The following is a 17,570-nucleotide window of genomic DNA, read 5'->3' on the forward strand; positions in this document are numbered from 1 at the left end:
CGAACTGCTCGAACGCGACACAGGCGTGACGACGCGGTCCACGGTCTGAGCCACCCGAGGGTTGCCCGGCCCTGCGCTCTCAGGTTGCTTGGTGATCGTCGTCGGATCGGCTGAGGCGTTGTTGCTCGTAGCTGCCAACGGATGGCCCGCTTGCGGTGCCGCGGGTAAGGCGGCAGCCGAGGCGGACACTGACCACGATGTTGTCCACATGACGACGGCCGCGGCGGCAAGCACCCCAGACCGAGGCCGAGGCTTGGCGCCTCTTGCCCCTCCTCCATTCATCTGCCGTCTCATCGGGCCACCACCACGTTGCTAAAGGTGCCTCCGTTCGGGATGCTGATAGTGACGTCCTTCACCTCAGCCGGTACACCGGTGAAGTTCGTCTGGAGCGCGATCGTCAGACCGGGTTAGACGAACTCCGTGAGCTCACTGGAGCACAGGCAGCCGCCCTGGGAGTCGTAGGAGACGTGGTAGATGCTTGAGGACGACGGCTCAATGAGCGTCAGCCCGTCTGCGTTGTTCATATTCCCTCCCGGGCTCGCCTTTCCACCGGACTGAGGCACCGAGTCGTCCCCGTCGGAGAATAAGTTGGAGATCCACATGTCATTCTTTTTGTCATTATTCGTCACGAAGAACATGACGATGACCGCGGTTCCCGCACCGGACACGGAGTTCAGGGAAACGGTCCCGGGTTTACTGTCAATGGTCGCGGGATGTGACTCACATGGACGCACCCTGACCTCCCCCCCCCCTCGGCCTGCGCCGATTTCGATGCGGACGCCGACGCCCTCTCCCCATTCGCCCCCGAACCTCCCGGCAGTTGGCAGGACGCCAGGGTTGCCACCATGCCAATGGCGCTCATAGCAGCCAGGATTCGCTTCGAAGCAGTCATCATGATGGAACCTCCATTGCTCTCGATCGGGCCACATCGACCTGAGGAATACCGAGACTCTATGCAGCACCCATCATTCGAGAAATGGGGAGACTCTCACGGGAAAATACTGTGAATTACCCATGATGCCCGCGGATACTCCAGGGTACCCGCGGGCTCTCCGTGCAGTGATGGGGAGTACCTGGGGAGTGATGGGGAGTACCTGGGGAGCCCTGCTTGCTAGGGAGATTACGTTACGATTACGCTCTGTCTTTGAGAAATTCCGGCGGGCCCATGAAGGAGTTGTTGTGTCCTCTGCATCCTCCCGTTCACTCTGTGCCTCTGCTCGAGGGACGTCTCGTCGATCTTTTGTGGCTCTCTCCGCCCTGGTGGGGCAGGGGTCGCTGGTGCTGGCAGGCTGTGACCTGCCGGGAGTCTCCAAGGACAAGGGAGGGGCGGCATCGCCGTCGGGTTCCATGGCCAGCGGGTCTGCCTCGGCCGGTGGGTCAGCCACAGCCTCGGCCAGCCCGGCTAAGACCGGTAGCACCGACTGGCAGAAGCTCGACGGTCACGTCATAGGCCACAAGGTGAGCGTGGAGGTCTTCCCCATCGTCCGCCAGGACAACAAGATCTCGTACATCGCTCTGAAGCTAACCCGCGCATCCGACGACGCCTGCATCGACGCCGTCAACGCCCATGCCTCCACCTCCAGGGGCGACAAGCTCAGCGTCTCCAACTACCTGGACGTGCCATCAATCTACCGTCCTAGTACCGGAGCCTCCCTGGTCGAGCTGTTCGGCACCGCCTCGGGGCGCGCGTGGAACGCCATCGACGGCAGCGGTTTGCTCCTCGAGCTCGCCCCTGGCGAGGACATGACCTCCTACCTGCCCTTCGGCAAGGTCGACACCGACACTGTCACCGTCATGGTCCCCATGGCTGGCTTCACCACCGTCTCCGTCCTGGACGCCAACGCCACTAAGAAGGCCAAGATCGACCTGTCCATCGCCCAGGCCGCGCTCAAGCAGTCCTCCCACGCCGCCCCGGACCTCGCCGACCCCGTCGACATCGAGCGCTACGCCCGGGGCCTGGACGACTCCACCAGCACCCACGCCGGCGGCAAGGACATCACCGTCACCCTCGCCAGCGACGTCACCTTCGCCTCCGACTCAGCCGACCTGGCACCCGGAGCCGAGGCCCAACTCAGGACCGTCGCCGGCCAGCTGGCCCAGTATCCCGACGGCGGAACACTCACCATCGTGGGCCACATCGACGACATCCAGGACGACGCCTACAACCAGACCCTGTCCGAGAAACGCGCCAACGCCGTCAAAACCCGCCTCGAGCAGCTCACCAAGCTCGACATGTGGCAGATATCCGTCTCCAGAAAAGGCGAGTCCGAGCCCCGTATCAAGGACACCACCGACGAGGCCCGCGCCGTCAACCGACGCGTCGAGATCACCCTGACCCCCACCAACGGCACCGCCCCCAAGAACAACACCACCCCCACCCTCAGCAGCAGTGGTGGCAAGCCGCTCAACCCGAAGGGCCGCGTCGCCAAGGGCTCTGAAGGCGTCACCGGCAAGCATGACAGTGGCGCTCAGCTCACCATCCCCCTGGACCACGTCACCCGCACCAGCGGATGCCTCCTCGGGCAGCTCCACACCACCCTCAGCACCACGAACAGCACCAACCCCACTTTCGAAGCCTGGTTTGATGACGAAGAAACCTTCTTCACCAACTACCGAGGCGAGGACCGCAGCCGCGACGCCGTAGCATACTCCTCCAACGGGTTGACCCTCCTGGCGGGAGGCGAGCGCATCTACCCCGCCGACTACCTCGACACCGGCTTGAAGACCCACGTCCCCCTCACCGAGCTCGAACTCACTCCCCCTATCAAGGCCGGCACCACCACCGTCTGCGTCATCTGGCCCGACGCCGTCACCCTCGACCACGCAGCACCCACCAAACAGATCACCGACTTCGCCTTCCGCCTCACCGACATCTCCGTCAAGAACAGCTGAAAGGACCTACCCAAATGCGTCGCCGTGTATTTCTTTTTGGATCGATCCTGACCGGTGCGGGCTTGCCGCTGCTGGCCGGCTGCAAGCTCCCCTGGCAGTCGAAGCATCAGACCGGTTCGACCTCGGCAGGCAGGGCGCCTGCAGCGCCGCAGGGATGGCAGCAGCTCGACGGCCACATCGCCGGTCACCACATCATCGTGAACGTCTCCCCAATTATTCGCAAGGATGAAACCACCTCGATTCTGGCCTTGGAGCTAGTTCGAGCATCCGATGACAAAAACCGCACAGAAAACAAGCCAACGTCTTCTACGCCGGAAAACAAGTTCACCATTGTTGACTACTGGAGAAGCCGAGCAAACCTTCAACCAGGGAACGTCGCCTCGGCTGTCAGAATCATGGACTTGCAGACCGGACGCGTATGGAACTCCATCGATGGAAGTAATGCCGACCCCGGGATCGCACCGGGAGAAAAGGCCACCTACTACGTTGCCTTCGGCAAGGTCGACTCCGAGCAAGTGACTGTCTTCGTTCCTATGGCCGGGTTCGTGACTGTCTCGGTCCTCGGGGCAGGATCCGCCCAACAGGCAAACATCGACCTATCTGCAGCTCAAACCGAACTGGATACGCACCCTAATACTACGCTCGCCACCCCGGCACCCATTGAGCGATACACGCGCTCTCTGGACGACTCCACCAGCACCCACACGGGCGGCAAGGACGTCACCGTCACCCTGGCCAGCGATGTCACCTTCGCCTCCGACTCAGCTGATTTGGCGTCGGGTGCCGAGGCGCAGCTCCAGAGCGTAGCCGGCCAGCTGGGGCAGTACCCCGACGGCGGGACACTCACCATCGTGGGCCACACCGACGACGTCCAGGACGACGCCTACAACCAGACCCTGTCCGAGAAGCGCGCCAACGCCGTCAAAACCAGGCTTGAGCAGATCACCAGCCTGGACAAGTGGCAGACATCCGTCTCCGGCAAGGGCAAGTCCGAACCCCGTATCAAGGACACCACCGACGAGGCCCGCGCCGCTAACCGACGCGTCGAGATCACCCTCACCCCCACCAGCGGTACTACCAAGAAGGGCTCATCCCCCACCCCCAACAGAAGCAATCCCGGCACCCTGCCGGCCTCGGAAGGCCCCAGCGCCAAGGGCTCCGACGGCGTCACTGTGACGGCTAAGAGTGCTAACAGCAACGGTGAGGTCACCATTGTCCTCGACCATGTCACTCGCCAAGGCGGCTACCTTCTGGGTACCTTGACCTGCACCGTCAAGCCCAGTTCTCACAGCGCAAATCTCACCGTGCTACTCACCGACCTGGAGAGCAGATCCGGAAACCAGCGAGATGAGGACACTGGAAGTACCGCAACCTTCATGGCCACCGACGGGCTGACTCTCATCTCAGGCACCGAACGAGTCTTCCCCGCCGACTACGAGCAGGCCGACATCAAAGCTCATATCCCGCTGACCGAGCTGTATGTCGGTGATGAGCTCCAAGGTGGAACTGTCACCACCGTTGGCGTTGTCTGGCCCGACCCCGGCGGCGACACAGTCACGCTCGACCATCCCCAATCTGAGGACAGCTACTCGACCACTGCCTTCCGCCTCACTGACATCCCCGTCAAGAACAGCTGAGGCGTATCGGGACCTACCTCAAGGCGGAGAGGTTGTCCCCGTCCTTGCGAGAGGGAGAGACAAGGACGGGGACAACCGGTTTCTCCACTCCCCTCCCCCACCCGGTGCTCCACCGACGGCTTCACCGTAGCCAGCCCGGCACCCCTCGGACCATGGGCAGATGCCCCCGTGGAGGACTCGGGCGGTCCCCGGGCAGGACCCGGGGACCGCCCGGACAACCCGGAAGGCGAAGAACGGCGTCGGCCGCCTCCCGGATGAGGAGGCGGCCGACGCCGTCGTGAAGAGAAAGGGCCTCAGGCCTTGGTGACATCCATCGGGATGCCGGGGCCCATGGTGGTGGTCATGGTGGCCTTGAGGATGTAGCGGCCCTTCGAGGTCGAGGGCTTGAGGCGCAGGACCTCCTCCAGGGCGGCCTGGAAGTTCTCCGTCAGCTGCTCCTCGGAGAAGGATGCCTTGCCGATGATGAAGTGGAGGTTGGAGGCGCGGTCCACGCGGAACTCGATACGGCCGCCCTTGATGTCGGAGACGGCCTTGGCCACGTCCATCGTCACGGTACCGGTGCGGGGGTTGGGCATGAGGCCACGGGGACCCAGGACGCGGCCCAGGCGGCCGACCTTGCCCATGAGGTCCGGGGTGGCCACAGCGGCGTCGAAGTCCGTGTAGCCCTTGGCGACCTTCTCGATGAGCTCGTCGCCACCGACCTCGTCCGCGCCGGCGGCGAGGGCCTGCTCGGCACGCTCACCCTGGGCGAAGACGACGACGCGGGCGGTCTTACCGGTACCGTGCGGCAGGGACACGGTGCCGCGGACCATCTGGTCCGCCTTACGGGGGTCGACTCCCAGGCGGAAGACGACATCCACGGTGGCGTCGAACTTGGTGATGGAGGTGGACTTGGCCAGGTGGACGGCCTCGGCCGGGGTGTAGAGGACTCCGGACTGGATCTTCTCAGCCGCGGCGCGGTAGGCCTTGGAGCGCTTGGTCATCTGCTTCTCCTTGCAGTCGTGGTGTTCGGGCCGCGCGAGGCCCTTCCACGGTTTCGTATGGGGGTTGAGTTGAGAGAACCGGCGGACCGGCGAGTGCCTCAGGCCTCGACGGTGATGCCCATGGAGCGGGCGGTGCCGGCGATGATCTTGGCGGCGGCCTCGACGTCGTTGGCGTTGAGGTCGGGCATCTTGGACTCGGCGATCTCACGCACCTGGGCCTGGGTCAGGGAGGCCACCTTCACGGTGTGGGGGGTGGCGGATCCCTTGGGGACGCCCGCGGCCTTCTTGATGAGCTCGGCGGCCGGAGGGGTCTTGGTGATGAAGGTGAAGGAGCGATCCTCGTAGACGGTGATCTCCACGGGGATGACGTTGCCGCGCTGCGACTCGGTCGCCGCGTTGTACGCCTTGCAGAACTCCATGATGTTGACGCCGTGGGCACCCAGGGCGGGGCCGATCGGCGGAGCGGGGTTGGCCTGGCCGGCCTGGATCTGGAGCTTGATCAGCCCGGCGACCTTCTTCTTGGGGGCCATAGGAATGGGTCCTTCTTACTTGTCCGGATGTGCTGCACGCCTGCCGTGCAGCCGTGGGTGCATGCGCACACACAAGCGCTCATCGTAGCCCGCCGCCGGGCCGAGCAGGGCGCCCGGTGCGCGGTATCACAGGACATCTGCCTGTGATTCATGGCTCCCGTGCCGTGGCCGCTCGCGCGGCCCGGGCGGCTGTGGCCCGACAACGCCTGTTCTGCGTCGTCGGGCCACAGCCGATGTCGGGGCCTTTCTTCAGGTCCGCCTTAGATCTTGGCGACCTGGGTGAAGGAGAGCTCGGCCGGGGTGTCACGGCCGAACAGGGAGATGAGCACCTGGAGCTTCTGAGTGTCGGGGTGGATCTCGGAGATCGTGGCCGGGAGGGACTCGAAGGGGCCGTCGGTGACGATGACGGACTCGCCGACCTCGAAGGCGACCTCGAAGACCTGACCACCAGTGGCGATCTGGGTGCCGGAGCCGGACTCGGGGGCAGTGGCCTCCGCCGCGGCGGCCTCCTTGGCGGCGATCTCCTCGGGCGTGGGGCCGAGCTGGGCGACGGCCTCCTCGAAGGTCAGCGGCACCGGGTTGTAGCGGTCCCCCACGAAGCCGGTGACGGCCGGGGTGTCCTTGATGGTGCGCCACACCTTGTCCGAGGTCTCCGGGTCATCGAGGTCCATGCGCACGAACACGTAGCCGGGGATGCGTACCCGGGAGACTTCCTTCTTCTTGTTGCCGTTCTTGATCTCGATGACCGTCTCCATGGGGACGGTGGCGTCGAAGATGTAGTCCTCGACCTCGAAGTTCTCGGCGCGGGCCATGATGTCGGCGGCCACGCGGCGCTCGTAGCCGGAGTAGGTGTGCAGCACGTACCACTGCCCCGGCAGGGCCGACATCTGGCGGCGGAACTCGGCCAGCGGGTCGACGACGGGCGCCTCCTCAGCCGGCTCAACCGGCTCAGCGGCGGCGTCGGGCTGCGCCTCGGCCACCTCGGCGGTCTCATCGGTCTCGGCGACCTCAACCGATTCGACGGCGTCACCGGCGTCGTCGGCCGCGAGCGAGGCGAGGACCTCGAGGTCGTCGGCGGCGGTCTGCGAGGAGACATCCTCAGACATGGTGTACCTGCTTTCCAGTGGCGTGAGACGAGCGGATGCGACGGGCTGCGCGAGCAGCGGCGCCGTCGGGAGTAGACATGGTCGGGAGCGGAACCGAGCACCCCCGATGAGGGCGCGACCGCAGAAACCGGGACGTCAGGCGAAGAGCCACATGACGGCCCGGTTGAAGGCGAAGTCCAGCACCCCGGTGAAGGCCATGATGGCGATGATGAAGACGACCACCACGGTGAAGTAGGTCCACAGCTCGTTCATGGTGGGCCAGACAACCTTGCGCAGCTCGTCAATGACCTGGCGGATGAACAGGGCGATGCGCCCGAAGAAGCCGCGCTTCCTGCCCGACTTGCCTGCCGCGGCGCGTGCGCTCTCGCTCATGAATCTGGGTCCTCAGGGTCGACGGTCAGGTCAGTTCCCGCACAGCGGGGAGAAGACGAAACCGACGGGATCTCCCGACAGATCCGCCGTTCTCAGCAGGGCAGGCGGGACTCGAACCCACAACCGCCGGTTTTGGAGACCGGTGCGCTACCAATTGCGCCACTGCCCTTCAGCGGTGCTCTAGTTTGCCATACGAGCAGGCCTTTGCGGTAACCGCTGGCCGTGGGGTGCGCCACGCCGAGGCTGACCGGAGGAGAATCCGCCTCGCCGCGGCCCAGGAGGCGCCCCAGGTGCCGTCGCTGTGTCATCACCGGCAGATCGGACGTGTTTTAGACGTGCGGGCCTCGCAGGTCGTGGGACCATAGTCGGGTGACACCTGCACCCACGCACCGCGTTTCCGCCCGACTGTCCGCCATCGCCCCCTCCGCCACCCTGGCCGTCGATGCCAAGGCCAAGGCCCTCAAGGCCGCCGGCCGCCCCGTCATCGGCTTCGGCGCCGGAGAGCCCGACTTCCCGACCCCCGACTACATCGTTGAGGCCGCCGTCGCCGCCGCGAAGGACCCGGCCAACCACAAGTACTCGCCCGCCAAGGGCCTGCCGGTCCTGCGCGAGGCCATCGCCGCCAAAACGCTGCGCGACTCCGGCTACGAGGTCTCCCCCGACGACATCCTGGTCACCAACGGCGGCAAGCAGGCCGTCTTCCAGGCCTTCGCCGCGATCGTCGACCCCGGTGACGAGGTCCTGCTGCCCGCGCCGTACTGGACCACCTACCCCGAGGCCATCGCCCTGGCCGGGGGCACCACGGTCGAGGTCTTCGCCGGGGCCGACCAGGACTACAAGGTCAGCGTCGACCAGCTCGAGGCCGCCCGCACCGAGCGCACCAAGGTGCTGCTGCTGTGCTCGCCGTCGAACCCGACCGGCTCGGTCTACACGCCCGAGGAACTGACCGCCATCGGCCAGTGGGCCCTGGAGCACGGGGTCTGGGTCATCACCGACGAGATCTACGAGCACCTCCTCTACGACGGCGCCCAGACCGCGCACGTCGTCAAGCTGGTTCCCGAGCTCGCCGAGCAGACGATCGTCCTCAACGGGGTGGCCAAGACCTACGCCATGACCGGATGGCGTGTGGGCTGGATGATCGCCCCCAGCGATGTCATCAAGGCGGCCACGAACTTCCAGTCCCACCTGACCTCCAACGTCGCCAACGTCTCGCAGCGCGCGGCCCTGGCGGCCGTCAGCGGCGACCTGGCCGCCGTCGAGCAGATGCGCACCGCCTTCGACCGGCGCCGGCGCACCATGGTGGAGATGCTCTCGCAGATCGAGGGACTGACCGTGCCCGTGCCCCGCGGCGCCTTCTACGCCTACCCCAGCATCGAGGGGCTCGTCGGGCGCACGCTGCGCGGCACCACGATCGACAGCTCGGCCACGCTGGCCGCGCTCGTCCTTGAGCACGCCGAGGTCGCCATTGTCCCCGGCGAGGCCTTCGGCCCCTCGGGCTTCGTGCGGCTGTCCTACGCACTGGGCGACGACGACCTGGTCGAGGGCGTGGGCCGGGTCCAGAAGCTGCTGGCCGAGGTCGACTAGACGCGGTCGCCACTCCCCTCGAGCCGGGCACTCCTCGCGGTGCCCGGCTCGAGGCTTCGTACCAATGTGGTTTCAGGCGGGGCCTCCTCGTCCTCGCGGGACCTATCATGCGATTCGTGCCCGCCCACACTCCCGACGATGAACGTCGCGCCGCCGATCCCAGTACCGAGCCTGAGGTGCTGGAGTACCTCGCCAGGGCTTTTCCCGACCTACGGCCGGTTGTCGCCGCCAATCCCGCCATCCCCGCGGTGCTGCGCGAGCAGGTTCTCCAGATGGGCGCGGACGATCTCCCCCACGTGTCACCCGCGTCCCCCACCAGTGCTGCGGCCGCATCGGACACGAACCGTCTGAGGACCGCGGAAACCGCGTGCCTGCCCACGGCATCGACCGCGGACTACAGCAGCATCTCGACGTACGCCGCGATCCCCGTGGAGACAGCTCCTCAGGCGATGATGCTGGGAGCCGCGTCAGCGGCACCAGCGACGGCCTCAGCCCCGGGGACCGCACCGGCTCCAGCGACCATGGCACTGCCCGCGGCGCCGCCCGCATCCGGCACTGCCCCAGCAGCCTCGGCGGCACCGGCACCGTCCCTCGACCGTCCTGCGCCTCGTTCCGGCTCTCCTGTCAGGCTGATGACCGCACTGGTTGTCGCTCTGATCCTGGTGGTCGCTGCGGCCGGAGTCCTCGGCGGCATGCTGCTGGCGAACCGTGGACGACAGTCCGATACGACATCCGCCTCGTCCGCCACTGCGGCCCCCTCCTCAAGCGCGGGTACTGCGGCAGAGCAGGCCGTACCTCCCACCGCCGGACCGGTACTCCCCAGCGACCCCGCCCTTCCCACGTCCACAACGACGTACTCCTACCAGTACGTGGAAGCCCCTTCGAAGAACATCTCCTGCGTCCTCTCCAACGAGGGAGTCGGTTGCTCGATCCTGGAGCGGGACTACGCCTCCTCCGGGATGCAGGACTGCTCCGACCGAGAGTTCTCCATCGTGGTGCTCGCCAACCGAACCGAGGTCCGCTGCGGAGAGGAGTACCTGGGAAAGCCGGGGGACACCTTCCACACACTCCAGTACGAGCAGACCACGACCTTCTCCGACTACGCGTGCACCTCGCAGACCAGGGGGATGACCTGCTGGAACACGACCACCGGACGAGGATTCACCATCTCCAGGAAGTCACTCATCCGCTTCTGACGGCCTCGAGCCGGGCACCCGGCGGGGCTGTCAGTGGGCCCCGCGGCGGGCCTGGATCTCACGGCCTTGAGCCAACCAGGTCTCGGCCCGGGCCAGGCGCCCCTCGGCGTCGGGGCGCCACGGACCGCCGTCCTCGCGGCGAGCACCGGCCACTAGGGACAGGACCACGCCGGCGCAGCGAGCACGCAGGGAGACCGGGTCCACCTGCCGCTCGGCCATACGGGTCCAGGTCTCCAGGATGGGGCGCAGCTTCGGGTAGGAGGCGGGTGCCAGATGGTCCAGCACGCTGACGTGCCCTAACAGACAGGCCAGGTCATCAACCCGGTAACCGGGCCCCAGGGAGTCCACGTCGAGCAGGCTGGTGACGGCCTCGCCCTCCATGAGGACATTGGCCTCATAGAAGTCGCCGTGGACCGGGACCGGCCGGCCTGCGTCGGAGGCGGCCATGAGCTGCTCGACACCCTCGGCCACGGCCCGGGCGCGGGCGGCGTGCTCGGGCAGGACCGTGGCGGCTGCATGCGCGTAGTGTCGGGCCCGCTCCGACCATGCGGCGTGTGCCGGCAGCTGCATGGCACTGGCCGGCAGGGCGTCCAGCAATGAGATGAGACCGTTGAAGACACGTTCGCTGCGCGAGACGCTCATGCCCTGGGACAGCAGACCGGACAGGGCCACCCCTCGACCGGTGGACAGCAGGACGAGCCCATCGGGGTCCTCTCGCAGAACCTCGGGCGCGGGCACGCCTGAGGCGGTCAGCAGGCGGTGCCGCTGAGCGAAGGACGGAGCCTGGCTCGGGCGCAGGACCTTGGCGTAGGCGGTGGTCTCATCCGGGAAGGTGGCGCGCACGACCGCTCGACGCGTGGGCCGGTAGGCCACCATCGTGGCCTTGACCTGCGTGCCGATTCGGGCTGAGAGCAGCGAGGGCGTGCAGGCCACTACCAGACCGGGCAGCTCGGGATCGGCCGGGTGGCGCCACACGTGGACCGCGGGACCGTCCCCACCGGTGGGGGCCACCCGGGTCAGTCCCGGCGCATGCGGGTTGGACAGGCGAGCCGTCGTTGCGCACAGGTACTCGGTGGTGGAACGCCCGTTGGGCGCGACGACAACAGCCGTGTACCCCACGGACACACCCGCTCCGGGCCGGTGGTGGACTGAGTGGACCTCCCAGCTGGCCAGACGCTGGCCGGCCGGGGCGAGGGCGGCGGAGAGCACGGACGCGGCGCGCGGCCCCGTCAGCAGGGCCACCTCCTCGGGCTCCTGGGACGCCGACGAGTGGTTCATGGCAGTTAGTGTGCCCCACCCACCTGGTGGTTCGCCTCTAAAACGGCCCCTGGTGTTCGGCAACAGCGGAAGCGGCGGTCACCTCCCGCGCCAGGAGACGAACGACAGGGGCGCCGAAGGCGGGTTCCGCACACGAGCACCGATCTGTCACTCCGGTCGGCTTTTAGATCGAGTCGAGAGGGCTCACCGGACTCCTGTCCCCTGTCTGCGCAGGTCCGCGCCTTTCCCTCACGCCACAGACTGTCGACGCCACTTGGAGAAGTCGCCAATCGTGACACCTTGGCGCCTCCCCGCCTCGCGCAGGAGGGCTGCCGGTGGGATGCGAACGCGTGGAAGAATCCACCCATGCGAGACCTCGCCACCCTTCCCAAGGCGCACCTGCACCTGCACTTCACGGGGTCGATGCGCCTGGAGACCCTCATCGAGCTGGCCTCCTCCGCGCGCACGCGCCTGCCGTCGAACTTCCTGGACGGCGACCCTCTGCGCGTACCCGCCGACCGACGCGGATGGTTCCGCTTCCAACGCGCCTACGACACGGCCCGGGCCCTGGTTCGCACTGAGGAGGTCATGCGCCGCATCGTCCTGGAGGCCGCTCTGGACGACGCCGCCGAGGGCTCACGCCGCCTGGAGATCCAGGTCGACCCGACCAGCTACGCCCCCTTCGTCGGTGGGATCACCCCCGCCCTGGAGATCATCCTCGACGCCGCCAAGCAGGCCACGACCCTGAGTGGAGTGGAGGTGGCGGTCATCGTTGCGGCCTCCCGGATGCGTCACCCGTTGGACGCCCGCACGCTCGCGCGCCTGGCGGTGCGCTACGCCGGGGACCAGCCGGGCGAGGTGATCGGCTTCGGCCTGTCCAACGATGAGCGCGCCGGGCAGACCTCCTCCTGGGAGCGGGCCTTCGCCATCGCCCGCCGGGGCGGCCTGGCCTCCATGCCGCACGGAGGGGAGCTCTTAGGGCCCGATCACCTGCGCGAGGTCGTCTCCGCACTCGGCCCCACACGCCTGGGCCACGGGGTACGCGCCGGCGAGGATCCGGCACTGTTGGACGCGATCGTCGCCTCCGGTATCAGCCTCGAGGTCTGCCCCGCCTCCAACGTGAGCCTGGGCGTCTATCACAGCCCGGACGACGTCCCCCTGCGCACGCTCATGAGTCATGGGGCGCAGATCGCCCTGAGCGCCGATGACCCTCTGCTCTTCCAGTCCCGGCTCGTCGACCAGTACGAGATCGCCCGGGCCCTGGGCTGCGACGACGCCGAGCTGGCTGAGCTGGCCCGCGGGTCGATCCGCGCCTGCCTGGCCTCACCAACGGCTAAGCGGGCATGGCTGGCCGAGGTGGACGCCTGGCTGGCATCACCCGGTCAGGGGGCCGGAAACGGAAAGCTCTAGAAGCCGACCTGAACGGGCTCAGGCACGAGGGTGACCCCGTAGCGCTCGCGCACCCCGGCCACGACCGCGTCACGCAGGCGAGCCAGGTCGGTCCCGGTCGCGCCGCCACGGTTGGTCAGTGCCAGAACGTGCTTGGTGGACAGCCCGGCCGGTGCTCCGGCCTCCACGGCGAATCCCTTGGTGAAGCCCGCGTGGTCGATGAGCCAGGCGGCGCTGGTCTTGACCAGGCCCTCGATGACGGGGGCCTCCTTGGTACCGAGCACCACCTGCGAGTGGTCGGTGACTGGGAAGCGGGGCGCGTCCTCGGGCAGGTGCTCGGCCTCGGCCGTGGTCAGGATCGGGTTGGTGAAGAAGGAGCCGGCCGACCAGGTGTCGTGGTCGGCGCCGTCCAGCACCATCCCCTTGGAGCGGCGCAGCTCGAGAACCGCCTCGCGCAGCTCGCGCTCGGGCACTCGGTCGCCCAGTTCGACGCCGAGCGTCCCGGCCAGCTGGGAGTAGGCGATCCGGGAGGACAGGGACCCCTGCCGCACGGCGAAGGTGGCGTCGAGAACCACCCAGCGTCCGGTCGGCCCCCACAGGCGCCCGCCGCCCGCCTCGGTGTCGGTGAGGGACTGCTTGAGACGCGAGTCCCGGTAGCCCAGTCCCAGCTCACCCAGGGCCAGCCAGACAACCCGGTTGCGCAGGCGGTCCCAGGCGCGCACGCTGGCGATGAGCTCGGCGACCTCGGCGCCGTAGGCCCCGATGTTCTGCACGGGGGCGGCGCCCACCGTGCCGGGGATCCCGGACAGGGGCGCGAACCCGGCCCACTGGCTGGCGATGGCCTCGCGCACCAGGTCGTCCCAGGTGGTGCCGGCAGTGGCGGTGACCTCGACGCCGCCGCACACCGAGTCCGAGACGAGTGAGACCTCAGCGCGGGCATCACGGATGACGAGCCCGTCGAAGCCGGCATCGGAGGCCATGATGTTGGAGCCGCCGCCGATGACGAGGACGGGCGTCCCTGCGGCGTCGGCCTCGCGGATCGCCTCGGTCAGCTCGCTCTGAGTGGTGGCCTCGACGTAGGTGCCCACCGGCCCGCCCACGCGAAGCGTGGTCAGCTCGGCCAGGCTGGTCGGCCGGACGCCGGAGCCGGGCGTGTGCGCCAGGGCCTGGACGGGTGCGGGCCAGGCGGATGAGTCGACGTCGACGCTCAACGGGACGGTGCAGTCGCCTTCCACCAGCTGCGGCTCGGTCGACGGGTCAGCGGGGGCGCGGTCATCTGGGGTGGTGGTCAACGAAGGTCTCCGCTCTTCCTGGTCGGTTCCTCGTGAGACAAGCAGGGCCCCGCTCACACCAGTAGTGTGCACGGAGCCCCGAGACGCGGACGGGCCGCTCGTCTCACTTCTTGTTGCGACGCTGGTGACGCGTCTTGCGAAGCAGCTTGCGGTGCTTCTTCTTGGCCATGCGCTTGCGGCGCTTCTTGATGACGGATCCCATGAGATCTCCTCGCAGTTCGCTTCGTAGTGCCCGCAGACCCTCCCTGCGGGCCGAGGCAGGCCGGCGAGGGTTATGCCATGGGGCGGTTGGTCGGCGCGTGAGGCTCAGCGGCCGACCACGCAGGTGACCGCCTGAGTGTAGCGGCTCCTAGGACCCTGATGCCTCTGACGCGTCGTGGCCCCAGTCACCCAGCCCCGCGGACAGGTAGTCGTGAACGGCGCGCTCGGGTACGCGGAAGGAGCGCCCGACCTGCATCGCGGGCAGGTCGCCGGAGTGCACCATCCGGTAGACGGTCATCTTGGACACGCGCAGCATTGCCGCCACCTCAGCCACGGTGAGGAACGAGGGGGCGCCGGCGGCGCTGGGGGATGTGGGAAGGCCCGGTGCCATGAGCTTGAGGTCCGTTCGTCGCGGGTGGCCCCATCGGGGCAGGAACAACGCCAATATATCTCCGCACCAGCCTTCGCACAGGATTTCTCGGGCACCATTCGCCACAGGCGTCGCATCTCACACTCGGGCACCAACTGTCGCTGCCGCATCCTCTGCGATCCGCCCGACGTCCTCGGTCCCCACCGCTGCCCGCATCGAGCCGCGGGCGCCGACTCCACCGAACACACCCGGCCCATGACGCCGGGAAACGTGACGAAGTCATGCCAGCAGGACCACAATGGCGACCGTGCCCCAGACAGACACCGCACAGGAGCCGGAGCCCGACCGCGGCTCCCGAGGCGAGGCGCCGGCCGGGAGGCGCGGCGCCCCGCAGGCCGGCGGGCGCCGCCAGGCCCACTGGCACGCCCCGCTCGTGGGCGTCGTCGGCCACCCATGGAAGCGGCGCAAGAAGCACCCGGCCGCCGGCATCGGAGCCGACACCCTCGAGGGGCCGCCGGCCCGCCCCCCTCTGCCGGGCACGGAGCCCACCGGGGTGCGCCGCCTGCTCAGGCACATCGAGCCACTCGGCCAGATCGCGCGAGCGGCCCGCTTCTACCCGGCCCGGCTGGCCGTCATCGTCTTCGCCGCCATCATCGTGGCGGTGACCGCCCTCCTCAGTCTTCCCGTCGCCACGACCAGCGGGGAGCGCGCCAACTTTCTCGACGCCCTGTTCACCGCCACCTCGGCCGTGTGCGTCACCGGTCTGAGCACGGTGGACACGGCGACCTACTGGTCCACCTTCGGGCACGTCGTCATCATTCTGGCCGCGGCCGTGGGCGGCCTGGGCGTCATGACCCTGGCCTCACTGCTGTCCCTGGCGGTGTCCCGGCACGTGGGTCTGACTCAGCGGATGCTGGCGGCCTCGGAGAACCAGTCGCGCCTGGGCGAGGTGGGCCGGCTGCTGCGCGCCGTCATCTACACGGCCACCGGCTGCGAGCTCCTCCTGACGCTCATGCTGCTTCCGCCCTTCCTCAGCCACGGCCTCGATGTGGGCCACGCCCTGTGGTACGCGGCCTTCATGGCGCTGTCGATCTTCAACAACGCCGGCTTCGTCATCATGCCCGAGGGCCTGGAGGCCTACTCCACCGACTGGTGGATCGGCCTGCCGATCATCCTGGGGACCTTCATGGGCGCCGTCGGCTTCCCCGTCATCCTGGACATCATGGGCCGACGACGCCGCCCCCGAACGTGGAGCCTGCACACCAAGCTGACCCTGACGACCTACCTGGCCCTCACGGCCGCCTCGACCCTCGCCATCGCCACCTTCGAGTGGAGCAACCCGCTCACCTACGGCTCCCTGCCCACGAGCGGGAAGATCATGACCGCGCTCGTCAACGGCGTCAACGCCCGCTCCTCAGGGCTGTCCACGATCCCGCCCGAGCACATGCACGAGGCGACCTGGTTCCTCCAGGACGCCCTCATGTTCGTCGGAGGCGGCTCGGCCTCGACGGCCGGCGGCATCAAGGTGACGACCTTCGCGGTCCTGCTGCTGGCAATCCTCGCCGAGGCCCGCGGCGACCAGGACATCGAGGCCTTCGGACGCCGCATCACCCCCTCGACGGTGCGCCTGAGCGTGGCAGTGGCCTTCATCGGCTCCAGCGTCATCGGACTGGCCACGCTTCTGCTCCTGCAGATGACCAACCTGCCCCTGGACCGGATTCTCTTCGAGGTTATCAGCGCCTTCGCGACCGTGGGCCTGTCCACGGGCATCACCCCCTCCCTGCCGGACGGGGCCAAGTACGTCGTCGTGGCACTCATGTTCATCGGCCGTGTGGGCACGATGACGGCGGCCAGCGCCCTGGCTCTGCGCGAGCGGCGCCGCGTCATCCGGATGCCCGAGGCCAGCCCGATGATCGGCTGACCAGGGCAGCAGTCCCACCCACGTGCCGGAACCCCGATTCCCGGGAACCGGCGGAGGCTCTCGGAAGCAGTCAGGACCGAGCCCCTTCCGGGGCTAGCAGCTGTCTCAGAGTGCTGGCCGCTCCCTCCACATCGGCCTGATCGGTGATGAGCTGCTCGACGATGAGACCGAAGGAGACGCTCTGGATGAGGGACGCCAGCTGCTCGGGACTCAGACGGTCAGAGATCGTCCCTGCCCTCTGCCCGTTGCGACACAGGCGGGTAAGGCCTCCGTGGATATCACGGTAGCTCTCCTGGACCAGGACGCTCATCTCGGGATCACGGGTCAGCTCCCCCCAGGCATGGTAGGCCAGAGGTGCCCAGGAGCTCAGCCCGACGTCGTCAGGATCCTCGAAAGAGTCATCCTGCCGGCCTGCCCCTGAGCCGGTTGCCGCACCGCGCCGCCGGTAGTTGAGCAGGGTGAGAGCCTCAATGAAGTCCCGCTCGAAGTCGAGAGGCTCCTCGGACTCGGCGATCCGCTTGATCCGCTCGACGAGCGGCCCCATGCGCCTGGTCAGGACCGTCCGGATGAGGGAGCCCTTGCCCTCAGGGAAGTAGCGGTAGACGGTCGACGACGACATCCCGGCCGCTGCGATGACCTCATCCATGGAGGTGGCCTGGAAGCCGCTGCGCGCGAAGCACTCCTCGGCGGCCCGCAGGATCCGGTCGGTCTGACGCTCCCGGTAGGCGGCAGTCACTCGTGGCATGAGTTCAGGATAAGCGACTCAGAGCACACTCCAAATCAAAACGATCGTTGTTGACTGACTGCAACACACTCTCTAAACTCTCGAGCACAAACGAA

General features: G+C 67.7%; 15 protein-coding genes and 1 tRNA gene. 6 read left to right on the forward strand and 10 right to left on the reverse strand.

Going from position 1 to position 17,570, the window contains the following annotated elements; genetic code table 11:
* Positions 1-1,242: 1,242 nt before the first annotated feature.
* Complete coding sequence (locus BKH28_RS02785; protein WP_075417374.1) at positions 1,243-2,892, forward strand: OmpA family protein; 1,650 nt, start codon at positions 1,243-1,245, stop codon at positions 2,890-2,892.
* A gap of 395 nt (positions 2,893-3,287) precedes the next feature.
* Positions 3,288-4,529, forward strand: coding sequence for an OmpA family protein (locus tag BKH28_RS02790; protein ID WP_343283755.1), 1,242 nt, complete (start codon positions 3,288-3,290; stop codon positions 4,527-4,529).
* A gap of 293 nt (positions 4,530-4,822) precedes the next feature.
* On the opposite strand, the gene rplA is transcribed toward BKH28_RS02790, so the two are convergent.
* The 5 genes from rplA to BKH28_RS02815 all read right to left on the reverse strand — a co-directional run bounded on the left by rplA (position 4,823) and on the right by BKH28_RS02815 (position 7,689).
* Complete coding sequence (gene rplA / locus BKH28_RS02795) at positions 4,823-5,512, reverse strand: 50S ribosomal protein L1 (protein WP_075250043.1); 690 nt, start codon at positions 5,510-5,512, stop codon at positions 4,823-4,825.
* Between the two features lie 98 nt (positions 5,513-5,610).
* On the reverse strand, positions 5,611-6,042 hold the full coding sequence (rplK, locus tag BKH28_RS02800; RefSeq protein WP_009233246.1) for a 50S ribosomal protein L11: 432 nt from the start codon (positions 6,040-6,042) through the stop codon (positions 5,611-5,613).
* Between the two features lie 260 nt (positions 6,043-6,302).
* A complete protein-coding gene (gene nusG / locus BKH28_RS02805) occupies positions 6,303-7,148 on the reverse strand; it encodes a transcription termination/antitermination protein NusG (protein ID WP_075417376.1) in 846 nt (281 codons plus the stop codon).
* Positions 7,149-7,283: 135 nt separating this feature from the next.
* Positions 7,284-7,520, reverse strand: a complete 237-nt coding sequence (gene secE, locus BKH28_RS02810) for a preprotein translocase subunit SecE (protein ID WP_075417377.1) — start codon at positions 7,518-7,520, stop codon at positions 7,284-7,286.
* 96 nt (positions 7,521-7,616) lie between these two features.
* A tRNA-Trp gene (locus BKH28_RS02815) sits at positions 7,617-7,689 on the reverse strand.
* 200 nt (positions 7,690-7,889) lie between these two features.
* On the opposite strand from BKH28_RS02815, the gene BKH28_RS02820 reads away from it, so the two are divergent.
* Both BKH28_RS02820 and BKH28_RS13140 read left to right on the forward strand, forming a co-directional pair.
* On the forward strand, positions 7,890-9,104 hold the full coding sequence (locus BKH28_RS02820; protein ID WP_075417378.1) for a pyridoxal phosphate-dependent aminotransferase: 1,215 nt from the start codon (positions 7,890-7,892) through the stop codon (positions 9,102-9,104).
* A 107-nt stretch (positions 9,105-9,211) separates the two neighbouring features.
* The gene (locus BKH28_RS13140; protein WP_256695444.1) at positions 9,212-10,300 is read left to right on the forward strand and encodes a serine/arginine repetitive matrix protein 1; all 1,089 of its coding nucleotides are present in this window, start codon (positions 9,212-9,214) and stop codon (positions 10,298-10,300) included.
* 30 nt (positions 10,301-10,330) lie between these two features.
* On the opposite strand, the gene BKH28_RS02830 is transcribed toward BKH28_RS13140, so the two are convergent.
* Positions 10,331-11,578, reverse strand: a complete 1,248-nt coding sequence (locus BKH28_RS02830; RefSeq protein WP_075250038.1) for a phosphotransferase — start codon at positions 11,576-11,578, stop codon at positions 10,331-10,333.
* A gap of 345 nt (positions 11,579-11,923) precedes the next feature.
* Here BKH28_RS02830 and BKH28_RS02835 point away from each other — a divergent pair, with 345 nt between their 5' ends.
* Positions 11,924-12,967 carry an adenosine deaminase gene (locus BKH28_RS02835; RefSeq protein WP_075417379.1) on the forward strand — a complete coding sequence of 348 codons (1,044 nt, stop codon included), beginning with the start codon at positions 11,924-11,926 and terminating at the stop codon, positions 12,965-12,967.
* Here the strand turns inward: BKH28_RS02835 and BKH28_RS02840 are convergent.
* The 3 genes from BKH28_RS02840 to BKH28_RS02850 form a co-directional block, all read right to left on the reverse strand.
* Positions 12,964-14,238 carry a UDP-N-acetylmuramate dehydrogenase gene (locus BKH28_RS02840; protein ID WP_075417380.1) on the reverse strand — a complete coding sequence of 425 codons (1,275 nt, stop codon included), beginning with the start codon at positions 14,236-14,238 and terminating at the stop codon, positions 12,964-12,966. The two genes, BKH28_RS02835 and BKH28_RS02840, sit on opposite strands and share 4 nt — an antisense overlap.
* Positions 14,239-14,341: 103 nt before the next feature.
* The gene (locus tag BKH28_RS02845; RefSeq protein ID WP_003792170.1) at positions 14,342-14,440 is read right to left on the reverse strand and encodes a 30S ribosomal protein bS22; all 99 of its coding nucleotides are present in this window, start codon (positions 14,438-14,440) and stop codon (positions 14,342-14,344) included.
* 147 nt (positions 14,441-14,587) lie between these two features.
* On the reverse strand, positions 14,588-14,830 hold the full coding sequence (locus BKH28_RS02850; protein WP_075417381.1) for a helix-turn-helix domain-containing protein: 243 nt from the start codon (positions 14,828-14,830) through the stop codon (positions 14,588-14,590).
* Positions 14,831-15,107: 277 nt separating this feature from the next.
* Here BKH28_RS02850 and BKH28_RS02855 point away from each other — a divergent pair, with 277 nt between their 5' ends.
* Complete coding sequence (locus tag BKH28_RS02855) at positions 15,108-16,730, forward strand: TrkH family potassium uptake protein (RefSeq protein WP_075417382.1); 1,623 nt, start codon at positions 15,108-15,110, stop codon at positions 16,728-16,730.
* Between the two features lie 70 nt (positions 16,731-16,800).
* On the opposite strand, the gene BKH28_RS02860 is transcribed toward BKH28_RS02855, so the two are convergent.
* The gene (locus tag BKH28_RS02860) at positions 16,801-17,475 is read right to left on the reverse strand and encodes a TetR/AcrR family transcriptional regulator (protein ID WP_075417383.1); all 675 of its coding nucleotides are present in this window, start codon (positions 17,473-17,475) and stop codon (positions 16,801-16,803) included.
* Positions 17,476-17,570: the final 95 nt, after the last annotated feature.

The organism is Actinomyces oris (assembly GCF_001937665.1).
In the GTDB taxonomy this organism is placed as follows: domain Bacteria; phylum Actinomycetota; class Actinomycetes; order Actinomycetales; family Actinomycetaceae; genus Actinomyces; species Actinomyces stomatis.